Source organism: Petrimonas sulfuriphila, assembly GCA_038561985.1.
GTDB classification, from domain to species: Bacteria; Bacteroidota; Bacteroidia; order Bacteroidales; family Dysgonomonadaceae; genus Petrimonas; species Petrimonas sulfuriphila.
The window spans coordinates 520,916-542,235 of sequence record CP073276.1 but is presented as its reverse complement, the minus strand read 5'-3'; the positions used below and the strand labels follow the sequence as shown (position 1 = coordinate 542,235).

Genomic DNA, 21,320 nt, shown 5'->3' with positions numbered 1-21,320 from the left:
ACTATGGGGAAAAAATCGGTTTCGAATAAAAAAACAAACAAGGCAATGCAGTCCAAAAACGACATCGTCAAATGGTTATGGCGATTGTTCTTTCTTTTTATCGCCGTAAATGGTGTTGCTTTCCTGTTGATGTCATCCGGATTGATTGGATACCTGCCGCGTATCGATGAACTGGAAAATCCGATCGATAAATATGCCTCGCAGGTAATTTCGTCGGACGACCAACTCTTGTTTACTTATTCTCAAAGTGACGAAAACCGGATTTTTGTAAGTTATAATGAATTGTCGCCATACCTTATTCATGCATTGGTTGCCACTGAAGACAGGCGGTATTATAACCATTCGGGAATTGATTTTATCGGTTTAGGAAGGGCTGTTTTTAAGACATTGTTGCTTCAGGATGAAAGCAGCGGCGGAGGAAGTACCATCACCCAACAGCTGGCAAAATTGCTCTATTCTCCAAAAGCCAACAATAAACTCCAGCGTGTGTTTCAGAAACCCATCGAGTGGGTGATCGCTACGAAACTGGAGCGTTTTTATACCAAAGACGAGATCATCAATCTTTACCTCAATAAATACGATTTCAACTACAATGCAGTAGGGATTGAATCAGCGGCACGTACTTATTTCAATAAACGCCCCATCGATCTGAACATACAGGAGTCGGCTATGCTTGTGGGTATGTTGAAGAATTCATCGCTTTACAACCCGGTCAGGAGAGAAAACGTGACCAAAGAGCGCCGCGATGTGGTGCTTGCCCAAATGAGAAAGGCTGGACACCTGACCCTGCAGGAAGCCGATTCGATACAGAAACTCCCCATCGAACTGGATTTCAACCGTGCCGACCACGTTGCTATTCCTGCTCCCTACTATCGCCAGCATCTGGCAAAAATGATGATGGCGGTGAAGCCCGAAAGGAAAAACTATGCATCCTGGCAAGGACAGCAATTTACAGAAGATTCGCTCGCGTGGGAGACCGATCCGTTATTCGGTTGGTGCAACAAAAACAAGAAGCCAGACGGTTCAAATTATAACGTCTATACGGATGGGTTGAAAATCTATTCCACCATCGACTCGCGCATGCAGAAATACGCCGAACAGGCCGTTCGTGAACATTTACAATACCTGCAGCCCCAGTTTGCGGCCGAGAAGCGGGGTAAAAAATATGCTCCTTACTCCAACAGCGTGGCAAACGATGTCGAAAAATTTATGCAGACGGCCATGAAGCAGACGGACCGCTACCGGATTTTAAAAAAACAAAACTGGAGTGACGAAAAGATCCTGAGTAATTTCAAAGATACTCCCGTGGATATGAAAGTCTTTTCCTGGAAGGGAGAGATAGATACCACGATGACGCCGTGGGATTCCATCCGGTACCACAAAGGTTTTCTCAGGGCTGGATTTGTAGCGATGAACCCGGTTACGGGACATGTGAAAGCGTATGTGGGCGGCCCCGACTTCGCGCATTTCAAGTACGATATGGTAAGTAGCGGTAAACGGCAAATCGGTTCAACCATAAAGCCGTATCTCTATACGTTGGCTATGGAAGAAGGATTGAGCCCCTGCGACGGGATGGTTCACGGACCAATAACCATCATGGCTGAAAACGGACAGCCGTGGAGCCCCCGAAACACACGTGGAGCGCTTGGACATTTTGTTACCATAAAATGGGGCTTGCAAAACTCGGATAACTGGGTGACTGCCTATTTGATGAGTCTGTTTTCTCCTTACGCGTTCGCCCGGATGCTGAAATCTTTCGGGTTGAAAACTCCTGCCGATCCGGTCGTCTCGCTGGCGCTAGGGCCAAATGATGCTTCGGTGTATGAGATGGCCGGTGCGTACACGGCGTTCGTCAACCGCGGGATTCGTGTTGAACCGCTGTTGGTTACCCGTATCGAGGATTCTTACGGAAACGTGGTGGCCAACTTTGTTCCCCGGATGCAGGAGATTTTCAGCGAAACGACTTCCTATAAGATGCTCGACATGCTCAAGGCCGTAGTTGACGGAGGTACGGGAGGCCGGTTGCGCCGTCTGTACAACCTGAAAGGGGAGATGGGAGCCAAAACCGGAACGACCAACAACAATTCCGATGCGTGGTTTATGTCGTTCACACCCGAGATAGTAGCATCGGCCTGGGTAGGCGGGGAGGAACCTTCCATTCACTTCGACCGTATGGCTTACGGACAGGGAGCTACTGCTGCACTGCCCATTCACGGATTGTTCTACCAGCGGGTATATGCCAATCCCGAGCTGAAATATTCCGATAACGGGAAATTTGATATTCCCGCAGATTTCCAGCCTTGCTACGACACACAACGCTATTCATCCGATTTCTACCTGGACGAGGATCCGATAGAGCAGAGCGAAGGAATTGACGACTTGTTTAATTAGCGGAGAACAAAGAGTCCGGGTTACAGTTATTTATTTCCCGACTGCATAAATAACTGCTCCCGCAATTCCTTTATGCGCTTGAAACTGACTATGTAATAAATGTTTTCTGCGTTCATTTTTTCGTCTTTGGCGACGGCGAAGCTGGCGACATCGAAATCTTTGGGGGCAGTTTTCAGGAAACGTTCGTAGGTGGTGATGGCGTTTTTGTAATCTTTTGCCGTGTCGTAAGCATGTGCGATGCTGTACAAAAGATTGTGCCGGTCGGGCTGGCGCTTATATGCGGAAAAGTAATATTGTATTGCCTTGGCGTGATCGTTCGTATTTTGATAGGCCTCCGCTATCGATATGTCGAAATCAGGCAGCATTCCTGACATCTTATCTATCTTGTCCATACCTTCCTGTAATATCTCCACGGCTCTTTCCCGGTTTTTTGTTCGCCCGAGCGCTGTTCCGTAATAGTAGAACATATTCACATCATTGCGATTAAGATCATAAGCTTTGCCGAGCCATTTCACGGCTTCGTAGTACCAACCCTTGGCGTAATTGCTCATCCCCAGGAAATAGGTGGTGGTGTAGGAGCTATCGCCTATTTCCACAATTGCTTTCAGGCGATCTATTGCTTTGTCGAATCTTCCGGAGGAATAGTTTGCCATTCCGTTAAGTTGTCCGATGGTTTTTTGGTTCGGATTAATTTCGTTCAGGTATTTTTCGGTCATAACCGCTACCGTGTCGTATCCGTCTTCTTCCATGGCGTAAAAATATTCGCAAATACGGCTAAGCGAAAGATGATCGGACGGATTTTTCTCGTATGCTTTCGTGTAAAAATAGTTTGCCCAAATGGGTTCGTGGATGTTTTGAAACGCATCACCCGTCATTCGCAGAAGCAGCGGAATTGAGTCTGACTGGAAAACCGTTTGTGTGCTCTCGATGGTTTCCTGCCAGTTACCGTTCCGATAATATGCTATCGCTTTTTTAGTCTGAAAAAACAGATTTTCAGGCGATAGACTGTCTGCTTTTATCCAATATTTTAGTGCCGATTCTGTGTCTCCGGCTTGCGATGCGCATTCTGCGGCAGAGATCAACAGTGCTACATCATCGGGGTTATTCAGTAAGAGACGTTCGTAAACGGGCAGGGCATCGGTATGGTTGTAGAGTCTTTCGTGGCTTTCAGCTTTCAATAACAGATTTTCAGCGGTTTCGGGCTGGGTTTCGAGCCATTCAATGGCTTCCCGGTAACGATATTGTTGCATGAAATCGTGTGCCGTTAGCGTTTGTGCCGATACGGAAACCGACACCATCGTCAAAACAACTGAAATTGCAAATTCGGTTTTCATAAGCGGTGAGTTAAGTGTTTATGTTTAAACCGGAGAAAGCTACTCTGCACACTTTCTCCGGTTTTCGAGAACAGATTAACAAGAGATTGAGATTTGAGCATCTGCCGGCTTCAAATCAGCTGATGCCGTTTATTTCTTCGAACTTCCGTATCCTACAACAACTATTGCGTTGCTGGGAGTTGGGCCTTTATACTCATCAACGCCATCGCCTTGCAGGCGGAAAACAAAGGAGGCTCCACTCGTAATGCTTGTCGCTGCTCCATTAAACTTGCCGGGGATCCAGTCAGGCATTAATTCTATCACGCGTTTAACTTCCTTGTCCAAGGACGGGTCAACGGATCTATTGAATTTAACAAAAGTGACTTTTCCCTTTGTATCGATGTTGAACACGGCATCTATAAACCCCTGGATACCGTTCTCCTGTGCAATAACGGGATACTTAATGTTATCCGATAAGAACTTCATATAAGCATTTTCTCCTCCCGGAAATTCAGGGTTTTGTACATTTTTCGATGAGGTTTGACTTTTTTGAATGCCATCCTCCGTCTTTTTATCCAACCTGAAAACGACAGGCAGGGTAAACATTACGTTTACGGGTTGTCCGCGTTGCTTGCCCGGCTTCCACGTTGGCATCGATTCCACTACCCGGATGGCCTCGGCATCCAGTAACGGGTCAACCCCCCGTGCGATTTGTACGCTGTCTATACTGCCATCTTTCCTCACTATGAACTTGGTGATTACACGTCCCTGAATTCCTTTTTCGTGTGCCTCTTTCGGATAACGGATGTTTTCGGTAATGAAGTTCATCATGGCTGCGTTTCCACCCGGAAATTCGGGCTGTTCTTCAACTACAACAAAAGTTGCGTCACTGCTTCCAATCTTTATTACAGGATCATTCAGTTTCCCTTGAACACCCTTAGCGGCCTCGACGGTTGGTGCTTCATCCGACAACCGGAATGTAACAGGCAACGTATATCTTACCCTTACTTTGTTTCCACGCTGCGTTCCGGGGATCCACTCAGGCATTAAGCGAATAAGACGTATAGCTTCTTTGTCTAACGATGGATCTACACCACGAACAACCTGGATATCGGAAAGGCTTCCGTCTTTTTCAACAATAAACTGAGTGATTACTCGTCCTTGAATTCCATTCTCTTGTGCAATTTTTGGATATTGTAAGTTGTCAGAAATGAATTTGTTCATGGTTATATCTCCACCGGGATATTGCGGCTGGACTTCCACAACAATAAAGAGTTCGTTGCCGTTTGATTCGGCATATTCCTGTGGGGAAGGTATCGATTCTCGATGGGTTGGCCCATAGCCTACAACGACCACTTCGTCCAGGATTTTTCCTTTTTCATTGACATCTGCAGAAACCGGCGTTACAGGGCTCTGGCTCTTCCCTGCGCTGCCGCCTTGTAACCTGAAGACAATCGGCAAGGTAAACCGTACCCTGGCGGGTTTACCCTGATGTTCGCCAGATTGCCAATTAGGCATGGAGTTCAGCAACCTCACGGCTTCGGCATCCAGCGCGGCAGTTACTCCACGGATGACTTTAATATTGGAAATACTTCCGTCCTTTTCTACCACAAAGTTGGTGATAACTCTGCCTTGTTCGTTGTTTTCCTGAGCTTTAACCGGATACTTGATGCTTTCGACAAGATACTTCATAAATGCCTGGTTCCCTCCCGGGAATTCAGGATATTTCTCTACTTCTGTAAAGATTTCACTCTCTCTTTGGTTTTGGGCGTAAACACTGTTGCCTGCCATTAAAAGAAGCGCCAATGGCAGGGCAATCAGGTATTTTACCAGCTTTCGTGCCGGCGATTTGGTTTTGTTCATCATCGTGATACGTTGTTTTAAAAGTGATACATTAAAATTGTTTACAATCCGGGTAGCATTTTGGTGGTAGGTAAGGCGTAGAAGATAATATTGATAATCGCGGCTGTTTACTCCTTTTCGCAAAACACCGTTGTCGGCCAGATGTTCCAGGTTAATGGCTGTTTCCCTCTTCATCAGCCAGATGATGGGGTTCCACCATAAAAATACGCAAAGCAACTCCATGAGAATAATATCAACAGAATGCCATTGGCGTGCATGCGTTTGTTCGTGCAGAAGTATCTGTTTAATTTCGGTGTCGGAATGTGAGTCGAGGTGGATGAAGATCCATCGGAAGAAAGAAAACGGTGTTATTTCATCGTATAAGTCGAATACCTCCATCCCATCAATATTCTTCCTGATGCTTTTGTGTTTTATCTGTAAAATACTGACCAGTTGCCAGGTAAAACGAGCTAAGAAGAAGACTACTCCTGCGGACAATAAGAGAAGTAAAACCTGCCACCAGTTAATGTTAATCGTGTTGACAGGTTCCGCTGTTTGACCTTCGTCTGCCAAAACAACGGCAAAAGCAGGATCTTCCACCGTTACCTGAGTAGTGTATTTCTGTGGTTTTTCAAATGAAATTATATTTTCCCAGGCAGATACGGTAATAAACGGGTAAACAAATGAAAACACTGTCGCTGCTAAAATAAAATAGCGCCTGAAAGCAAAAAATGTGTCTTTTTTCAAGAAAATAACATACAGCAAATAAAAAAATATCAGTGCTATGTTAACTTTAATGATGTATGCGATAAGTGCTTCCATTTGTTCAGCCTCTTATTGTTGCAACCTAAAAACAACGGGTAACGTATACCTTACTCTTACTGTCTCTCCTTTTTGTGTTCCCGGTTTCCAGTTGGGCATCGACTGAATAACCCTAACGGCTTCCGCGTCCAGCAAGGGATCGACACCACGAACCACTTTCACTTCGTTGAGGCTACCGTCCTTTTCCACCACAAAATTAGTAATTATACGTCCGTGTATTCCTTTTTCCTGTGCTTCCGCCGGATACTTTATGTTGTCGCTCAGGAATTTCATCATGGCAGCGTTTCCACCGGGGAATTCAGGTTGTTTTTCTACCACAACGAAAACGTCATTGGAACCACTTTCCTTTACAGGTGTTGGTGGCGGTGGTGGCGGCGGAGGAGGAGACTGCAAGCGGAAAACTACCGGAAGCGTGAAGCGTACCCTCACTTCTTCGCCCTTCTGCTTTCCAGGTTTCCATTTAGGCATGGTTTTTAGTACACGTAAAGCTTCCGCATCCAGTGACGGGTCAACACCACGAATTACTTGGATATCGGACAGGCTACCGTCTTTTTCCACCACAAAATTGGTGATGACACGTCCTTGAGTCCCTTTCTCCTGCGCTGCCACCGGATATTTTATATTGTTGCTCAGGAATTTCATCATGGCGGCGTTTCCGCCGGGATAAAGCGGTTGCTCTTCCACTACTGAAAAAATCTCTTCTTGACTGTCGGTTACAGGTGGTACATAACCTTCACTAACATCTGCTTTGATATCGTTCTTACTGGAAGAGTTTTGTAATTCTTCCGTTTGATCGTTCGATTTTTCGTCGGTTTGCTTTTCTTTACTCAAACAACTGTTCAAGGTTATCAGCAGCAGAACCAGCGGAATTACAGTCAGGTACTTGGCCAGCTTCACTGCCGACGATTGGGTTTTGTTCATCATCGTGATACGCTGTTTTAATTGTGATACATTAAAGTGATTACTTAACGGAACGGCCGTTTCGTGATAAGTCAGTTTGAGCAGGTGGTATTGGTATTCCCTGCTGTTTACACCGTGTTGAAGCACATCGTTATCGGCCAGGTATTCGAGGTTGATGACGATTTCGCGCTTCAACAGCCAGACTGCCGGATTCCACCAGAAAAAGACGGAAAGCAACTCACCCAACAACACATCTGCCGAATGCCATTGGCGGACATGGGTGCTTTCGTGGATGAGGATCTGCTGTAGCTCTTCTTCGGAGTGTGCATCCGTATTTACGATTATCCATTTGAAAAACGAGAAGGGAGTTATTTCGTGTGAAGCGTTTAGGATTTTGTATCCCGAAATAACCTCTTCCCGGCACCGGCGCCGGATCCGGACAATGGAAACGACTTGCATGATCAACCGGAAAGCAAAAAAAAGGCTTCCTAAAAGAAGTATGCTTTGAACAATAAACCTCCATGGAACCGTAAATCCGGCAGCGTCACTTTCCAGCAGAAGAGCGGTAGGTTCACCGAGTTCAATAGTCGCTTCCACGGGTTGACGTGACTGCAAGATTGAAAATAATCCACCCAGGGAATCTACTGTAAAAAGAGGATAAAGCAACGAAAACAGAACAGCCGACAATAGGTACGACCTCCGTAGCCGGATGAACGTATCGTGCCGAAAAACCGCAATATACAGCAGGTAAAAAAGCAGCAAAGCTCCGTTTACTTTGGCCAGGTATATGAAAAATTGCGTTTCCATTTTGCGTTTGATTTCAGACTTCAGAGCACAGACACGAGACGGTTAGGAGCGAAGCGGTCTGTTATCTGATGAAGCTATTTCTTTTTTTTCTCAATCAGACGAATAATTTCTTCCAGTTCCTCGGACGAAATTTTCTGCTCCTTGGCAAAGAACGACACCAGTTCTTTATACGAATTATCGAAATAGCTTTTCACTACTCCCGACAGAAAATGTCTTTTGTACGTCGCTTCCGAGATCCTTGGGGTGAAAACTTTCATGTTGCCGGAACGTGATTTATTGAGATAACCCTTGTTCTCAAGGTTGTTGAATACTGAAGCCACGGTGGTGTAGGGTAATTTAGGCTCCTCGAGCCTGTCGTGGACATCTTTTATGGCACATTCGCCAATTTGCCACACGTGGAGCATAATGTTTTCTTCCTGAGGTGTTAATCTTTCCATATCTTTTTCAATTGATAAATTTACTACGATACAAAAGTACGAATATATCGTAAATGAAGACAACTTTTTGAATTATTTATGGTTAAAAAAATAAAAATCCCGATAAAAATTCGTTATCGGGATATAGGTTGCTTTTATTTTATCGGATTTACCCTGAACGTTTCATCTCCATCGGCAAAGAATTTTACGATTTGTTCTGCTGCGGCAAGCCCTGCGTTTACGTTGGCTTCACTGGTTTGTGCCCCGCATTTTTTGGCAGATGCCAGGTAGCGGTTACCAAACTTTCGCGCCATTTTATCGTGATTCACCGGTTTAATATCGGTAGCGTATTTGAACCCCGGCCGTTCTTCCATGATACGTAACATGTCGGCTTCGTTTACCACCTCTTTGCGTGCAGTATTGATCACGATGCCTTTTTGCGGTAACTTGCTCAATAAATCGTAATCAATACTACCCCTGGTTTGGTCGTTTGCCGGCATGTGGAGCGATATGATTTCACTTTTCTCATACAACTCACCGGGCGATTGCACAGCGGTTACGTTGAATGCTTTTCCCTTTTCAGGATTGAGGGCCAGCGAAGGGGAGTAGGCCAACACTTCCATTCCGAAGCCGTTGGCGATCTTTGCGACCTGTTTTCCAATGTATCCGAAAGCGTGAAGACCCAGTCTTTTCCCTTTGAGTTCCGAACCGGTAGATCCGTCAAAACTGCAACGGGCAAGATAGAGAAGCATACCGAAAACCAGTTCGGCTACAGCATTGGAGTTTTGCCCGGGTGTATTCATCACGCAAATATTGTTGGCGGTGGCTGCATGAAGATCAACGTTGTCGTATCCGGCTCCGGCGCGGACGACAATTTTCAGGTTTCCGGCCGCATCCAGTACTTCTTTATCGACAACGTCACTGCGGACAATCATCGCATCTGCGGTTGATACAGCATGTAGAAGTTCGTTTTTGTCCGTGTATTTCTCCAGCAAAACAGTTTCATGGCCTGCATTTTCAATAATTTCCCTGATTTGTTTAACTGCAGCTGGCGCAAAGGGTTTTTCGGTTGCAATTAAAAATTTCATAATAGTTGTGGTTTAATAAGTCTGTGATTAAATTAAAAAACGCGGGGATAGGTTTCAACGTACCGGATAAAAGGTTTTGATTATCCGGTACGTTAATTGTGTGGCTTTACAAGAAACAACTAATGGTTCCTTTCGAATTCTTTCATGCAGTCAACCAGGGCTTGTACGCCTGATTTTGGCATTGCGTTGTAGATTGACGCGCGGAACCCTCCGATTGAGCGGTGTCCCTTGATGCCCGACATTCCTCTTTCAGTAGCAAATTTCTGGAACTCGGGTTCAAGTTCTTTGTATTCGTCTTTCATCACGAAGCATACGTTCATGATGGAGCGGTCTTCTTCTTTTGCCGTTCCAGTAAATATTTTACTGCTGTCGATGGCATCGTACAGCAGGGCTGCTTTTTCGAGATTGATCTTTTCCATTGCTGCCAGACCTCCCAGGCCTTTCAGCCAACGAAGAGTTTCCATCGCTGAATAAATAGGCAATACGGGAGGCGTATTGAACATGGAGCCTTCTTTGATGTGTGTGCGATAGTCCAGCATGGTCGGAATCGGACGGGTGACTTTTCCCAAGAGTTCTTCCTTTACAATAACAAAGGTGACACCAGCCGGTGCCAGGTTCTTTTGTGCTCCGCCGTAAATTAAACCGTACTTGGATACATCGAGCGGACGGGAGAAAATATCGGAAGACATATCGGCAACCAGGGGTACCGGGCTGTCAATATCTTTCCGGATCTCGGTTCCGTAGATGGTGTTATTGGTGGTAATGTGAAAATAATCAGCATCCGCAGGAACAGTATAATCTTTTGGAATATAGTTGAAAAGCGCTTCCTTGGAAGAAGCAACCTCTACTATCTCCCCAAACAGTTTAGCCTCCTTAAGTGCTTTGCTGGCCCATGTTCCTGTATTCAGGTAGGCTGCCTTTTTCTCCAACAGGTTATAGGGAACCATACAGAACTGCATGCTTGCACCTCCACCGAGGAACAGTACTGAGTATCCTTCGGGAATGTCTAACAGTTCCTTAAAAAGAGCCACAGCCTCGTCAATAACTGCCTGAAAATCTTTGGACCGGTGACTGATTTCAAGAATGGACAGGCCGATTCCATTGAAATTTTTCACAGCTTCTGCCGTGTTCTCAATTGTCGACTGCGGTAAAATAGATGGACCGGCGCTAAAATTATAAATTTTCATAAAAAATAATTTTTAATGTTTTGTATTTAAAGGTTATGTGGTTTTAAATTTCAATCAAATTCAGAACAAAGATAGAAGTTTATTTGTAAGTTTCAATGCGAAAAGCTGAAAATAATTTCACTTGCCGGAGAACCCTGATAGTTCGCTGAAGACAAACTATTTGTAACACCTTGGCTCTTTTATTTTCAATCCTACTCTCGATTAACGAAATAGTTCGATTTCATCAGACTATTTGAGTCGCCTTCGCTCCTCGATTTTCAATTCTGCGCTCGGCAAATCAAATAAATTTGCTCTGCACTCGCTTAACAAAAATGTTCATATTCATTAGGCATTTTCTCGCAGTGGCAAAGCCAAAACAAGTTTGGCTTTGCTCATTCAGCTTAACGAAAATGTTCGTATATTTGTGGTTTGAATTAGCTTATTAAAATTAATGAACTCGCAATATCCTTCAGCTTTACTAGAAAATGCAGTCAACGAATTTGCAAAATTGCCCGGTATCGGCAGAAAGACAGCACTAAGGCTTGTTTTACATTTGCTAAGGCAAGAAGATTCACAGGTTGAGGAATTTGCGCAAGCCCTGGTTACATTAAAACAGGACGTAAAGTACTGCCGCAACTGTCACAATATTTCCGACAGTGAAGTCTGTGGCATCTGCTCCGACAAATCGAGAGATGCTTCAACCCTTTGTGTCGTAGAGAATATTCGCGAGGTGATGGCCATTGAGAATACTACTCAGTTCAAAGGGTTGTATCACGTGTTGGGAGGAATTATTTCGCCCATCGATGGAATAGGCCCGTCTGACCTGCAAATTACCGGGTTGGAAGAACGTGTTAAACAGGGCGGTGTGAAAGAGGTGATTTTAGCACTGAGTGCGACCATGGAGGGAGACACGACCAACTTTTATATTTTCCGGAAGCTACACCCTTACGATGTGAAAGTGAGCATTATTGCGCGAGGTGTAGCGGTCGGTGATGAGATTGAGTATGCCGATGAGATAACGTTGGGCAGGTCTATTTTAAACAGGACACCATTTGACGAATCGTATAAATTAAAATGACAAAAACCATCAGGGAGTTAAACAGGCATTATTACATCAGTATAGTTGTTTTGGCCGTTTTCTTTTTAATTGTGATCTTTAGGGTCATAGGCTTTGGAACACCGGTTCGCGTAACGATGACTGCCGAAATGTATGCCATCGGGATAACGTTATTGCTCATTCCCGTCGCACTTAAGCTGTTTGCCGAAAAAGTAAAGAAAATTCCAAAGGGAACCGGCAAGGCTAGGACGATGAAGTACTACAAAGATGCCTGGTTGTTGAGAATGTATATCGTTAACGCGGTGACGGCGGGAAATATTTTTCTATATGCCCTGTCGCAGAGCAAAAATTTTATCTGGCTTGCCGTAATTTCTTTTATTGTTTATATGTTTTGCAAACCTTCTTGTCAAGAGTTGGAAACCGTTGTCGGGGAAAGTGAAGGCGTGAAATGAGAGACTTTTTTATCAGAGACACCCTCTTTTTAAGGCCGTTGGAACCCGAAGATCTCGATCTTCTTTACCAATGGGAAAACGACACCAGGCTGTGGAAAAACGGATCTACCCTAACACCTTTTTCCCGATTTGCCCTCCGGCAATACCTGGCGGATGCCCGGCAAGATATTTATCAGGCCCGGCAACTTCGGATGATGATTGTGGAGAAGGAAAGTAACAAGGCGGCAGGCACGATTGACCTGTACGATTTTGATCCCCTGAACGGCCGGGCCGGAGTTGGGATTTTGGTGGACGAAAATTTTCGAAAAAAAGGACATGCGTTGCAGGCATTGTTATGCATGGAGGATTATGCCTTCAGCCATTTAAAACTCCGCCAGCTTTACGCTTTTGTCCCTGCAGGAAATATACCAAGCCGGGCCTTGTTTGAAAAAGCGAATTATGAAGAAACTGCCGTTCTGCGGGACTGGATTTCTCTAAACCGCTCGTTTACCGATGTAATAGTAATGCAAAAAATTAACAAGTAAGTGTATGCAGGAAGACATTAAGAAAGCATGTGAAGTGTTGCGGAAGGGCGGTGTGATTTTGTACCCTACCGACACGATCTGGGGAATCGGATGCGATGCCACTAACGAAGATGCTGTAAAACGGGTTTACGAAATAAAGAAACGAGACGATTCAAAGTCGATGCTGGTGTTGATGGAAAATCCGGTAAAACTGCAGAATTATATCACGGATGTCCCTGACATAGCGTGGGACCTGATAGACCTCGCCGACAAACCGCTTACCATTATATACGACGGCGCCAGAAATCTGGCAGCCAACCTTATTGCGGAAGACGGATCCGTCGGGATCCGGATTACCTCGGAACTCTTTTCTGCCGAACTTTGCAAACAGTTTCGCAAGCCTATTGTGTCTACATCAGCCAATCTAAGTGGAGAAGCCTCACCCTCAACTTTCAAGGAGATTTCGGAAGAGATAAAAAACGCAGTGGATTATATTGTCACTTACCGGCAAAAAGACAAGAACAAAGCCCAACCTTCGGGTATTGTTAAACTGTCTAAAAACGGCACAATCAGTATTATCCGAAAGTAATTTAGTAGTATGATTGTCAGTGAAATATACAATAAAATACACAATTGGAGGAAGATAAACATCAAGGAACGCCATTTCTTGCTGTTTGCCTGTTTTATTGTAGGTATTCTTACCGCACTGGCAGCTTATTTGCTGAAATTGTCCATCCATTTTGTAGAGTTGTTCCTTACGAATAATTTTTCGCAAACCGGAGCCAATTATTTGTACCTGGTTTATCCTATCATCGGGATTTTGCTGGCCGGATTATTTGTCAAGTATTGGGTCAAAGACGATATCAGCCACGGAGTAACAAAAATTCTTTTCTCTATCTCACAACGAAAAAGCCGGATCAAACCTCACAACATGTACACCTCGCTGGTAGCAAGTTCCATCACTATTGGTTTTGGCGGATCGGTAGGAGCGGAGGCTCCTATTGTGTTAACGGGATCGGCTATCGGATCGAATGTGGGGCGATTTTTTAAACTCGATCAACGGAACCTGATGTTGCTTGTAGGTTGTGGGGCTGCGGGCGCCATAGCCGGAATATTCAAGGCTCCTATTGCGGGAATTCTTTTTGTGATTGAGGTGCTTTTGCTTGATTTAACGTTATCGTCTATACTTCCATTGTTGGTAACCGCTGTTACGGCCACTACCATATCGTATATCCTTACCGGGACGGATGCGATGTTTGCCTACTCGCAGGTGGAAGCTTTTACCCTTCAGCGGATTCCTTATGTAATACTGTTGGGGATTATTTGTGGGTTTCTCTCGCTTTATGTCACCCGAACCATGAGCTGGAGCGAGGATGTATTTTCCAGGCTGAAACCCTGGACACGGTTTGCTTTGGGCGGTGTCTCCCTCAGTATACTTATTTTTCTGTTTCCGCCTTTGTTTGGAGAAGGATATAATTCCATTGAGACACTCCTGGCCGGAGGCCATAAATTCAATGAACTGTTAAACGGTAGTTTCTTTTATAACGCCCAAAGCCGGTGGGGAATAGTTGTTTTTCTAGGATTGATATTATTCTTTAAAACCTTTGCAACCAGTGCTACCAACGGTGGAGGAGGTACCGGAGGAGTCTTTGCGCCCACGTTGTTTATGGGTTGTATTTTGGGCTTTATCTATTCTTATACGATGAACGAACTGGGATTAGTGACTTATCTTCCGCAGGAAAATTTTGCACTGATGGGGATGGCGGGGGTGATGGCCGGAGTAATGCATGCACCGCTTACCGGAACGTTTCTCATCGCAGAACTTACGGGAGGGTATGAGCTGTTTCTACCGCTGATGATTGTCTCTATTTGCTCTTATGCGACCATAGTAGTTTTTGAAAAACACAATATTTACGCAATGCGTCTGGCGAAAAGAGGTGAACTGATCACGCACCATAAGGATAAAGCAGTCCTCACTTTCCTGAAGGTCGAGGATATGCTGGAAACCAATATCCCTATTGTTCATCCCGAGATGACGTTAGGCGATATGGTAAAAGTGATATCAAGCAGCCAGAGAAATATCTTTCCGGTGGTGAACGATGATGGAACACTACAAGGGCTTGTGTTGTTGAACGATATCCGGAATATTATGTTTCGTCCGGAGCTTTACGATACTTTCAAGGTGAAGAAATTTATGGTAGGTTCGCCGGCAGAGATCAAGATCGACACTCCGATGGAGAAAGTGATGAATACTTTCGAAGATACTAAAGCATGGAACTTACCGGTTGTTGATGACAATGGAATTTACAAGGGAATTCTCTCACAATCATCTGTTTTTAATTACTACCGCGATGTATTGGTGGAAAACTACTCCGAAGAGGAGGAGTGAGTAAAATCCGGTTATCTTACCAACACCTTTAAGCTTTTATTTATTCCGTCAACATTCACTTTTACGATATAAACCCCTTTGGCCAAATGACCAACGGAGAAGGAGGCTCTGTTGATACTGCTTTCGGCCTTTTCTTCAAAGACTTTTTGTCCTGATACATAGAAAATTCCCCACGCGATCAGATCTTTGTTTGATTCAATAAAAATTCTGTTTACCGCTTTGTTGTAGTAGGCTTTTATCTCTGTTTCTTTTTGTGAAGGATCATCCGGGGCAGTCAGTCCTGTACCAATCACGTAGGGGGTAATTAGCAACGAAGTGTTGATGGGATTTTCGATGTTCTCGGAAGACCTTACCCAGCCCGTTGCATTTTTCATCCACGCAGTGGATACGATTCCCGATCCAATTTTCCTGGGTTGTACATTCAGCAGGGAAAATCCATTGGGTACCGGGCTTACATCGGTGTATGAGATAAAAAACTTTCCGGACACTTCCACTGGATCAGAGAACTTTACGTAGTTTTCTACGTTGTTCCTCATATCGCGGTAAGTTTCGTAGAAATCCCCAGCCTGATAATAACGGAACGAATAGCTGAGCGATGTTTCGTGCAGGAGTGTACCGGGCGATCCGTTGTTGTCAGCATAGATTTTGATCCGAATGTTTAGGTTTTGAATGTTGTTTGTGATGGGAGAAGTAACAAAAACACCATTGAGCCGGGCGGGTGTGGATGCGTAAAATTCTTCAGCAAACTCGTTATATCCAAACGTGTTGTTTGTCGCAAACATCGGCACAGAGTTGTAGTACGATTGAATAACGGAATCGGTGGCCACATAATTGGAACTCCGGGTGTAGGGTTGGTTCAGGTAGGGATTGAATCCGTCAATTTGTTGAAACTGGGAGTTTCCCGGGTCCAGATAACTTTTCAATGAATTCGGATTTCCTAACGAACCGGTAATGTTCCATGCCTTGTATAACGATGAGTAGACATCAGGGCCTGGGGGAGACGAGCATTGCGACTCACCGCCAGTAAGTGCCCCCAGGACTCTTTTCTCCTTGTCCAGCAAGGGAGAGCCCGACGATCCCTCTTCCGTTGCGGCCATATCCCATGCGCGAACAGCCCAGTGCCCGTTGGGTTCCATGTTGTATCTCGGGTCATCGAAAGAGCCAATTGCCAATGGATCATTTTCAATGGCTACCTTCTTTGTACCTCCATTCGGATGATGGATTCCGTGAAAAGGAGGTTGGGGAGAAGCGCTGACGTTCCATCCTAAATAATAAGGCTGGTATTCTTTCGGGGGAGTTTGCTTGAATTTCAACAGGGAGATGTCGTATCGTTCACTGATTAGGACCGAATCGGCAGAAGCCATGGTCATTTGTAACGGCCCACGTATTTCTTTATCACAAACCGGAGATTGATAGGCGAAAAAGGCCACGATGCTTCCTGCGACCATATCGTACCTGCGGTTTGCCAAAAAGGCGGGGTCGTAGTCTCTGTTGATACAATGTGTAGCCGTTAGCAGGTATGGAGATCCGTCTTCAGTCGAATTATTCACGAGCGATCCGGTGCAATAAGTGGTTCCATTGATAATAAGAGCCACTACGCCACTGCCGGGCTGAACATCTTCGGGGTAACAGACCAGGTTGGGATGGCAGGACTGCCGGGGATCTCTGGGTTCCGTTGCTCTAAACAGTCCGCGGAAATCGTGATTCACTTCTCCGATCTCTATCTCTCCTTTAAAAGCGGCATCCAACGGCTCCTGGTACTCCACGATGATCTCTTCACCGGCGATGGGCTGGACGGGAAGGAGGTTTAATTCGGTATTGTTTTCCTGGGTGTATGATCCCAAGACCTCAGATTGGTCGGCGTTGTACACAAACACGTTCGCTCCTTCGGGTAAACGGAATTTCGAAAAAAGAATATTCAGGGAGTATGCTTTTCTCGACCGGATCCCCACCCGCCATATTTTTCTGTTGTCTAACGTATTGAAAGTGACACCTGAGTTATCGGGACGAAGAAATACGTGAAATTTGTGGGCAAACTCCAGGCTTTTAAACTTTTTGCCTTCGGCTTCTGAGCGTAGCATCGCTTGCTGAACATCAAACGATGGCATTTCAACAAAGGGAGTCTCCAGTCTTTGCAGGTTTCGGGTATATGCACTGGCATTTACAGGCAGCGGTCGCCCGCCGTGGCTTATCTGGGCAAAACCGGAAGAAGTAAGGAGTGATAACAGGAATGGAATGAGGATTGTTTGAATATTTTTAGGTATGGGCATACTGTTCGTAATTAAGATTGACCGTTGCAAATTTAAGACGTTTTTAATAAATAAGATTACTTTTGTGGTGTTTTATTCCGATGCACATGCTTATTTTACAGAAGAACCTGAAAGATTTCCTCGACCGGAAGGCCGACTTTTACAACAGGACATCATTTATTGAAAACGATCCAATCTTTGTGCCGCACCAGTTCACCTTGAAGCAGGACATTGAAATTATGGGCTTTTTTGCCGCTACGTTCGCTTGGGGACAACGGAAAACGATTATTCAGAAATCCATGGAGCTGGCACGGCGATTCAACGGCAAGCCCCACGAATTTATTTTGCACCATTCCGAATCCGATTTGAAACAGCTGCTGGGATTCAGGCACCGTACGTTTAACGATACCGATTTACTCTGGTTCGTGGATTTTCTACACCGGCATTATAAAGAGAGTGAAAGCCTGGAAGAAGCCTTTCTCCCTGAAACCGGGTTTACGGACATGGAGGGTGCGTTGATTCATTTCGGGCAATACTTCTTCAATGCTCCCGATGCACCCGGGCGCACCCGGAAACACGTGGCATCCCCGGAAAGAAATTCAACCTGCAAGCGGCTCAATATGTTCCTTCGCTGGATGGTGCGTTGCGATGGAAAAGGTGTGGATTTCGGTTTATGGAAAAGGATTCAACCGGCAGTGCTGATTTGTCCCGTTGACCTGCATGTGGACAGAACAGCTCGTCGCCTGGGTTTAGTCACACGGCGGCAAACAGACTGGAGAACAGCTGTGGAACTCACCGAAAACCTCCGACTATTGGATGCATGTGATCCTGTAAAATACGATTTCGCCCTTTTTGGGCTCTCTATTGAGAAGGAAATATATGATCTGTAGTCCAATCGTTTTACGCTTCCCCTCCAAACTCCATAAGGTATGCTTTGATGAAATCATCCAGGTCGCCGTCCATTACGCCGGTGACGTCTGAAGTCTGGTAATTGGTGCGGTGATCTTTTACCCGCCGGTCGTCGAAGACATAACTGCGGATTTGTGAACCCCATTCTATTTTCTTTTTTCCTGCTTCGATTTGTGCTTGTGCCGTCCGGCGTTTTTCGAGTTCGATTTCATAGAGTTGTGACTTTAGCAACCGCATGGCGTTCTCACGGTTTCCTATTTGTGAGCGACTCTCGGTATTCTCGATAACAATTTCCTGCTCCTCGCCTGTGTCCGGATCCTTGTAGAGGTAATGTAGCCGTACACCGGTTTCTACCTTGTTTACGTTTTGTCCGCCTGCTCCCGATGATCGGAAGGTATCCCAGGAAATATTGGCCGGGTTTACGTAAATTTCGATGCTATCATCCACCAATGGTACCACAAAGACCGATGCAAACGACGTCATGCGCTTGCCCTGCGCGTTGTATGGGGAAACCCTGACCAGCCGATGTACACCGTTCTCGCTTTTAAGAAAGCCATAGGCAATGTCGCCTTCCACTTGTAGGGTGGCTGTTTTTATACCGGCGTCGTCGCCGTCCTGCCAGTTGGTTACAGTAGTTTTGTACCCTTTGCTTTCGCACCAGCGCTGATACATGCGGAACAACATCGACGCCCAGTCCTGGCTTTCGGTCCCGCCGGCTCCGGCGTTTATTTTCAATACCGCACCCAATTGATCCTCTTCGCGACGGAGCATGTTTTTCAGCTCCAGGTTTTCGATCAGTTCGAGTGCCCGGCCGTAATTGGTGTCTACCTCTTCTTCGCTGACTATGCCTTCTTTAACAAAATCGAATGCCAATTGTAACTCCTCGGTGGCCGATTTTACCTTGTCGTAGGCATTGAGCCAGCCTTTCAGTTCACGCACGATTTTCATCTGGGCTTCGGCAGCTTTATTGTCGTTCCAGAAATCGGGAGCTTGTGTCTTCAGTTCTTCTTCTTCGAGTTGGATAGTCTTTGCATCGATGTCAAAGATACCCCCTCAGCGCTTGCTCGCGCTCCAACACATTTTTAAGTTGGTCTGCAGTTATCATATTTTTTGAGATTGAATATTGAGTCCGCTCCGAAAAGTCGGAGTGATAATTTAGTTTAAAATTTTTTGTACAATAAATTTTATAAATCAGGTAAATTTCACCTGAAAAGTTCTTTGAAATATTTGCGTATATAGCTATTATTCACTACCTTAGTAGGGCTTAAAACTGTATAATATGTTCAAAAAATCGGACGAAAACCCTCAATTGGGCATTTTTTCATCACCGACGGAGTACTTCAGAGACTCTAAGAAGAAAGAATACCTAAAAAATGACTCCTGGCATAACCGGTTCCGAAACCATGTTGTAATGCGTGTGGATGAGTCTATTTTCAGACCACTTTATTCTAATGGAACGGGGGCTCCTAATGCCTCTATCCGTATTTTGGTCGGTATGATGATCCTCAAGGAAGGCCAGGGATGGAGCGACGCACAATTGTTTGAGAACTGCGCATACAATTTACTTGTTCGCAGTGCTCTGGGTCTGATGTCGTTAGAGGACGCTGAGCCTGTTTCATCCACTTACTACCTTTTCCGTCGCAATCTGGTTGACTATGCAAGGGAACACGGCGAAGACCTGTTCAAAAAGTGCCAGGGGCAAATCACCCGTGACCAGCTATTGGAGTTTGAGGTGAGCGGCAAGCAGGTGCGCATGGACAGTAAACTGGTCGGCAGCAATATCGCCTGGTACTCCCGTTACGAGTTGATTCATGAAACCCTGCGTCTGTTTATCAATGAAAGGGAGGAACATATCTTCAATAAGAGCCTGTCCAAAGAGATGTTTTCCCTTATCGAAAGCATACAGGGTGAAACGGGCAACAAGGTGGTGTACCGCAGTACAAAGGCCGAGGTTGATGCCAGGTTCGTTGAACTGGGCAAACTGATGTACCGTTTTATAGGGCTCTTCAAGAAGCATGACTATGGTCATTACCAGACCCTTAAAGCGGTTTTCGAACAACAATACTCGGTTGGCAGGGACAAAACTGTCGTTCCTCTGGAAAAGGAGAAAGTCAGCGCCAAATCCATACAGTCACCCCATGACACCGACTGCCATTACCGTGACAAAGACGGCAACAAGGTCAAAGGGTATTCGGTGAACGTCACCGAGACATGCGACCAACCGGGAGATGACAAAGATACGGCATTGAACCTGATAACCGATACCGAGGTAACGGTGGCATCGGCTCCGGACAACGGCTTCCTTGAACAAGCCCTGGATCGGACACAGGAAATAATATCCGACAAAATAGAGAAAGTATATGCCGACGGGGCTTACCACAGTGCTGATAATCAGGAGTATTGCCAAAGCGATAAAAATGGCATCGAGCTGATACTCACAGGCATGCAAGGCCCCGCACCGAGATATGACATCCGTTTGGACGAACAGAATGAAATCAATTTAATAGTAACCGACAACAAAACAGGAACAACAATACAGGCACAACGGGTAAAACTCCGCAAAGACAAAACACAGAGGAAATGGAGGATCAAGACTGAAGAAGGAAAATACCGCTACTTCGATGAGGATAACCTCAGGACTGCCGCTCTGAGGAAGAAATTGGACGATATCCCGATAGATGAAAAAAATATCAGGAACAATGTCGAAGCAAGCATTTTCCAGTTAGGATACCATTACCCGAATGACAAGAGCCGTTACAGGTCACTTGCCAAGCACAAACTATGGGCATACTCCCGCTCGTTGTGGATAAACTTCGTCAGGATAGTGAATTATATGACGCGAATAAGTCAAAGAGCGCTTTTTTGGCAAAAACTGCCACAATATATAATTAATTTATGTTTCAATATGTATATTATTGTAAACATACTTTCAATTAATAAAAACAATCACATTTGTCCGGTTAAACTTCATTTTTCAGCAATTTGAAAAAATGGGGTTTTCAGAGCAGACTCAATG

General features: G+C 45.2%; 16 protein-coding genes. 8 read left to right on the top strand and 8 right to left on the bottom strand.

What is annotated here, in order from left to right:
• Positions 1-3 precede the first annotated feature (3 nt).
• A complete protein-coding gene (locus tag KCV26_02140) occupies positions 4-2,391 on the top strand; it encodes a transglycosylase domain-containing protein (protein WZX37215.1) in 2,388 nt (795 codons plus the stop codon).
• A 26-nt stretch (positions 2,392-2,417) separates the two neighbouring features.
• On the opposite strand, the gene KCV26_02135 is transcribed toward KCV26_02140, so the two are convergent.
• The 6 genes from KCV26_02135 to serC all read right to left on the bottom strand — a co-directional run bounded on the left by KCV26_02135 (position 2,418) and on the right by serC (position 10,766).
• Entirely contained in the window at positions 2,418-3,725 is a 1,308-nt protein-coding gene (locus tag KCV26_02135) for a tetratricopeptide repeat protein (protein ID WZX37214.1), read from the bottom strand.
• 129 nt (positions 3,726-3,854) lie between these two features.
• Positions 3,855-6,368: a TonB family protein gene (locus KCV26_02130; GenBank protein ID WZX37213.1), complete on the bottom strand. Its 2,514-nt coding sequence runs from the start codon at positions 6,366-6,368 to the stop codon at positions 3,855-3,857.
• Positions 6,369-6,380: 12 nt separating this feature from the next.
• Positions 6,381-8,075 (bottom strand): M56 family metallopeptidase, encoded by a 1,695-nt coding sequence (locus tag KCV26_02125; GenBank protein ID WZX37212.1) that lies wholly within the window; start codon positions 8,073-8,075, stop codon positions 6,381-6,383.
• A 74-nt stretch (positions 8,076-8,149) separates the two neighbouring features.
• Complete coding sequence (locus KCV26_02120; protein WZX37211.1) at positions 8,150-8,512, bottom strand: BlaI/MecI/CopY family transcriptional regulator; 363 nt, start codon at positions 8,510-8,512, stop codon at positions 8,150-8,152.
• 134 nt (positions 8,513-8,646) lie between these two features.
• Positions 8,647-9,579: a 3-phosphoglycerate dehydrogenase gene (locus KCV26_02115; GenBank protein WZX37210.1), complete on the bottom strand. Its 933-nt coding sequence runs from the start codon at positions 9,577-9,579 to the stop codon at positions 8,647-8,649.
• A gap of 119 nt (positions 9,580-9,698) precedes the next feature.
• Positions 9,699-10,766, bottom strand: coding sequence for a 3-phosphoserine/phosphohydroxythreonine transaminase (gene serC / locus KCV26_02110; GenBank protein WZX37209.1), 1,068 nt, complete (start codon positions 10,764-10,766; stop codon positions 9,699-9,701).
• A gap of 430 nt (positions 10,767-11,196) precedes the next feature.
• Here serC and recR point away from each other — a divergent pair, with 430 nt between their 5' ends.
• The 5 genes from recR to KCV26_02085 are packed head-to-tail and all read left to right on the top strand — an operon-like array spanning position 11,197 to position 15,146.
• Positions 11,197-11,823, top strand: a complete 627-nt coding sequence (recR, locus tag KCV26_02105; protein WZX37208.1) for a recombination protein RecR — start codon at positions 11,197-11,199, stop codon at positions 11,821-11,823.
• Complete coding sequence (locus tag KCV26_02100; GenBank protein ID WZX37207.1) at positions 11,820-12,254, top strand: hypothetical protein; 435 nt, start codon at positions 11,820-11,822, stop codon at positions 12,252-12,254. The genes recR and KCV26_02100 overlap by 4 nt, the downstream gene beginning before the upstream one ends.
• Positions 12,251-12,778, top strand: coding sequence for a GNAT family N-acetyltransferase (locus tag KCV26_02095; protein ID WZX37206.1), 528 nt, complete (start codon positions 12,251-12,253; stop codon positions 12,776-12,778). Before KCV26_02100 ends, KCV26_02095 begins: the two co-directional genes overlap by 4 nt.
• A gap of 4 nt (positions 12,779-12,782) precedes the next feature.
• Entirely contained in the window at positions 12,783-13,346 is a 564-nt protein-coding gene (locus KCV26_02090) for a threonylcarbamoyl-AMP synthase (GenBank protein WZX37205.1), read from the top strand.
• Positions 13,347-13,355: 9 nt separating this feature from the next.
• A complete protein-coding gene (locus tag KCV26_02085) occupies positions 13,356-15,146 on the top strand; it encodes a chloride channel protein (protein WZX37204.1) in 1,791 nt (596 codons plus the stop codon).
• An 11-nt stretch (positions 15,147-15,157) separates the two neighbouring features.
• Here the strand turns inward: KCV26_02085 and KCV26_02080 are convergent, their stop codons facing one another.
• Positions 15,158-17,416, bottom strand: coding sequence for a trypsin-like peptidase domain-containing protein (locus KCV26_02080; protein WZX37203.1), 2,259 nt, complete (start codon positions 17,414-17,416; stop codon positions 15,158-15,160).
• Between the two features lie 80 nt (positions 17,417-17,496).
• Here KCV26_02080 and KCV26_02075 point away from each other — a divergent pair, with 80 nt between their 5' ends.
• Positions 17,497-18,285 (top strand): TIGR02757 family protein, encoded by a 789-nt coding sequence (locus KCV26_02075; protein ID WZX38293.1) that lies wholly within the window; start codon positions 17,497-17,499, stop codon positions 18,283-18,285.
• A gap of 10 nt (positions 18,286-18,295) precedes the next feature.
• On the opposite strand, the gene prfB is transcribed toward KCV26_02075, so the two are convergent.
• Positions 18,296-19,409, bottom strand: a protein-coding gene (gene prfB / locus KCV26_02070) for a peptide chain release factor 2 (protein WZX37202.1) whose coding sequence is annotated in 2 segments (ribosomal slippage) — positions 18,296-19,345 and positions 19,347-19,409 — 1,113 coding nt in all. Because the reading frame shifts where the segments join, the coding sequence is not laid out codon by codon here.
• A 174-nt stretch (positions 19,410-19,583) separates the two neighbouring features.
• Here prfB and KCV26_02065 point away from each other — a divergent pair.
• The gene (locus tag KCV26_02065) at positions 19,584-21,290 is read left to right on the top strand and encodes a transposase (protein WZX37201.1); all 1,707 of its coding nucleotides are present in this window, start codon (positions 19,584-19,586) and stop codon (positions 21,288-21,290) included.
• The last annotated feature ends 30 nt before the right edge of the window (positions 21,291-21,320 follow it).

Bases quoted from the DNA above. Each gene is read 5' to 3' on its own strand.
- serC (WZX37209.1), bottom strand. From the start codon at position 10,766: ATGAAAATTTATAATTTTAGCGCCGGTCCATCTATTTTACCGCAGTCG.
- KCV26_02100 (WZX37207.1), top strand. From the start codon at position 11,820: ATGACAAAAACCATCAGGGAGTTAAACAGGCATTATTACATCAGTATA.
- KCV26_02095 (WZX37206.1), top strand. From the start codon at position 12,251: ATGAGAGACTTTTTTATCAGAGACACCCTCTTTTTAAGGCCGTTGGAA.
- KCV26_02065 (WZX37201.1), top strand. From the start codon at position 19,584: ATGTTCAAAAAATCGGACGAAAACCCTCAATTGGGCATTTTTTCATCA.
- recR (WZX37208.1), top strand. From the start codon at position 11,197: ATGAACTCGCAATATCCTTCAGCTTTACTAGAAAATGCAGTCAACGAA.
- KCV26_02130 (WZX37213.1), bottom strand. From the start codon at position 6,368: ATGGAAGCACTTATCGCATACATCATTAAAGTTAACATAGCACTGATA.
- KCV26_02085 (WZX37204.1), top strand. From the start codon at position 13,356: ATGATTGTCAGTGAAATATACAATAAAATACACAATTGGAGGAAGATA.
- KCV26_02125 (WZX37212.1), bottom strand. From the start codon at position 8,075: ATGGAAACGCAATTTTTCATATACCTGGCCAAAGTAAACGGAGCTTTG.
- KCV26_02120 (WZX37211.1), bottom strand. From the start codon at position 8,512: ATGGAAAGATTAACACCTCAGGAAGAAAACATTATGCTCCACGTGTGG.
- KCV26_02115 (WZX37210.1), bottom strand. From the start codon at position 9,579: ATGAAATTTTTAATTGCAACCGAAAAACCCTTTGCGCCAGCTGCAGTT.
- KCV26_02140 (WZX37215.1), top strand. From the start codon at position 4: ATGGGGAAAAAATCGGTTTCGAATAAAAAAACAAACAAGGCAATGCAG.
- KCV26_02090 (WZX37205.1), top strand. From the start codon at position 12,783: ATGCAGGAAGACATTAAGAAAGCATGTGAAGTGTTGCGGAAGGGCGGT.
- KCV26_02080 (WZX37203.1), bottom strand. From the start codon at position 17,416: ATGCCCATACCTAAAAATATTCAAACAATCCTCATTCCATTCCTGTTA.
- KCV26_02075 (WZX38293.1), top strand. From the start codon at position 17,497: ATGCACATGCTTATTTTACAGAAGAACCTGAAAGATTTCCTCGACCGG.
- KCV26_02135 (WZX37214.1), bottom strand. From the start codon at position 3,725: ATGAAAACCGAATTTGCAATTTCAGTTGTTTTGACGATGGTGTCGGTT.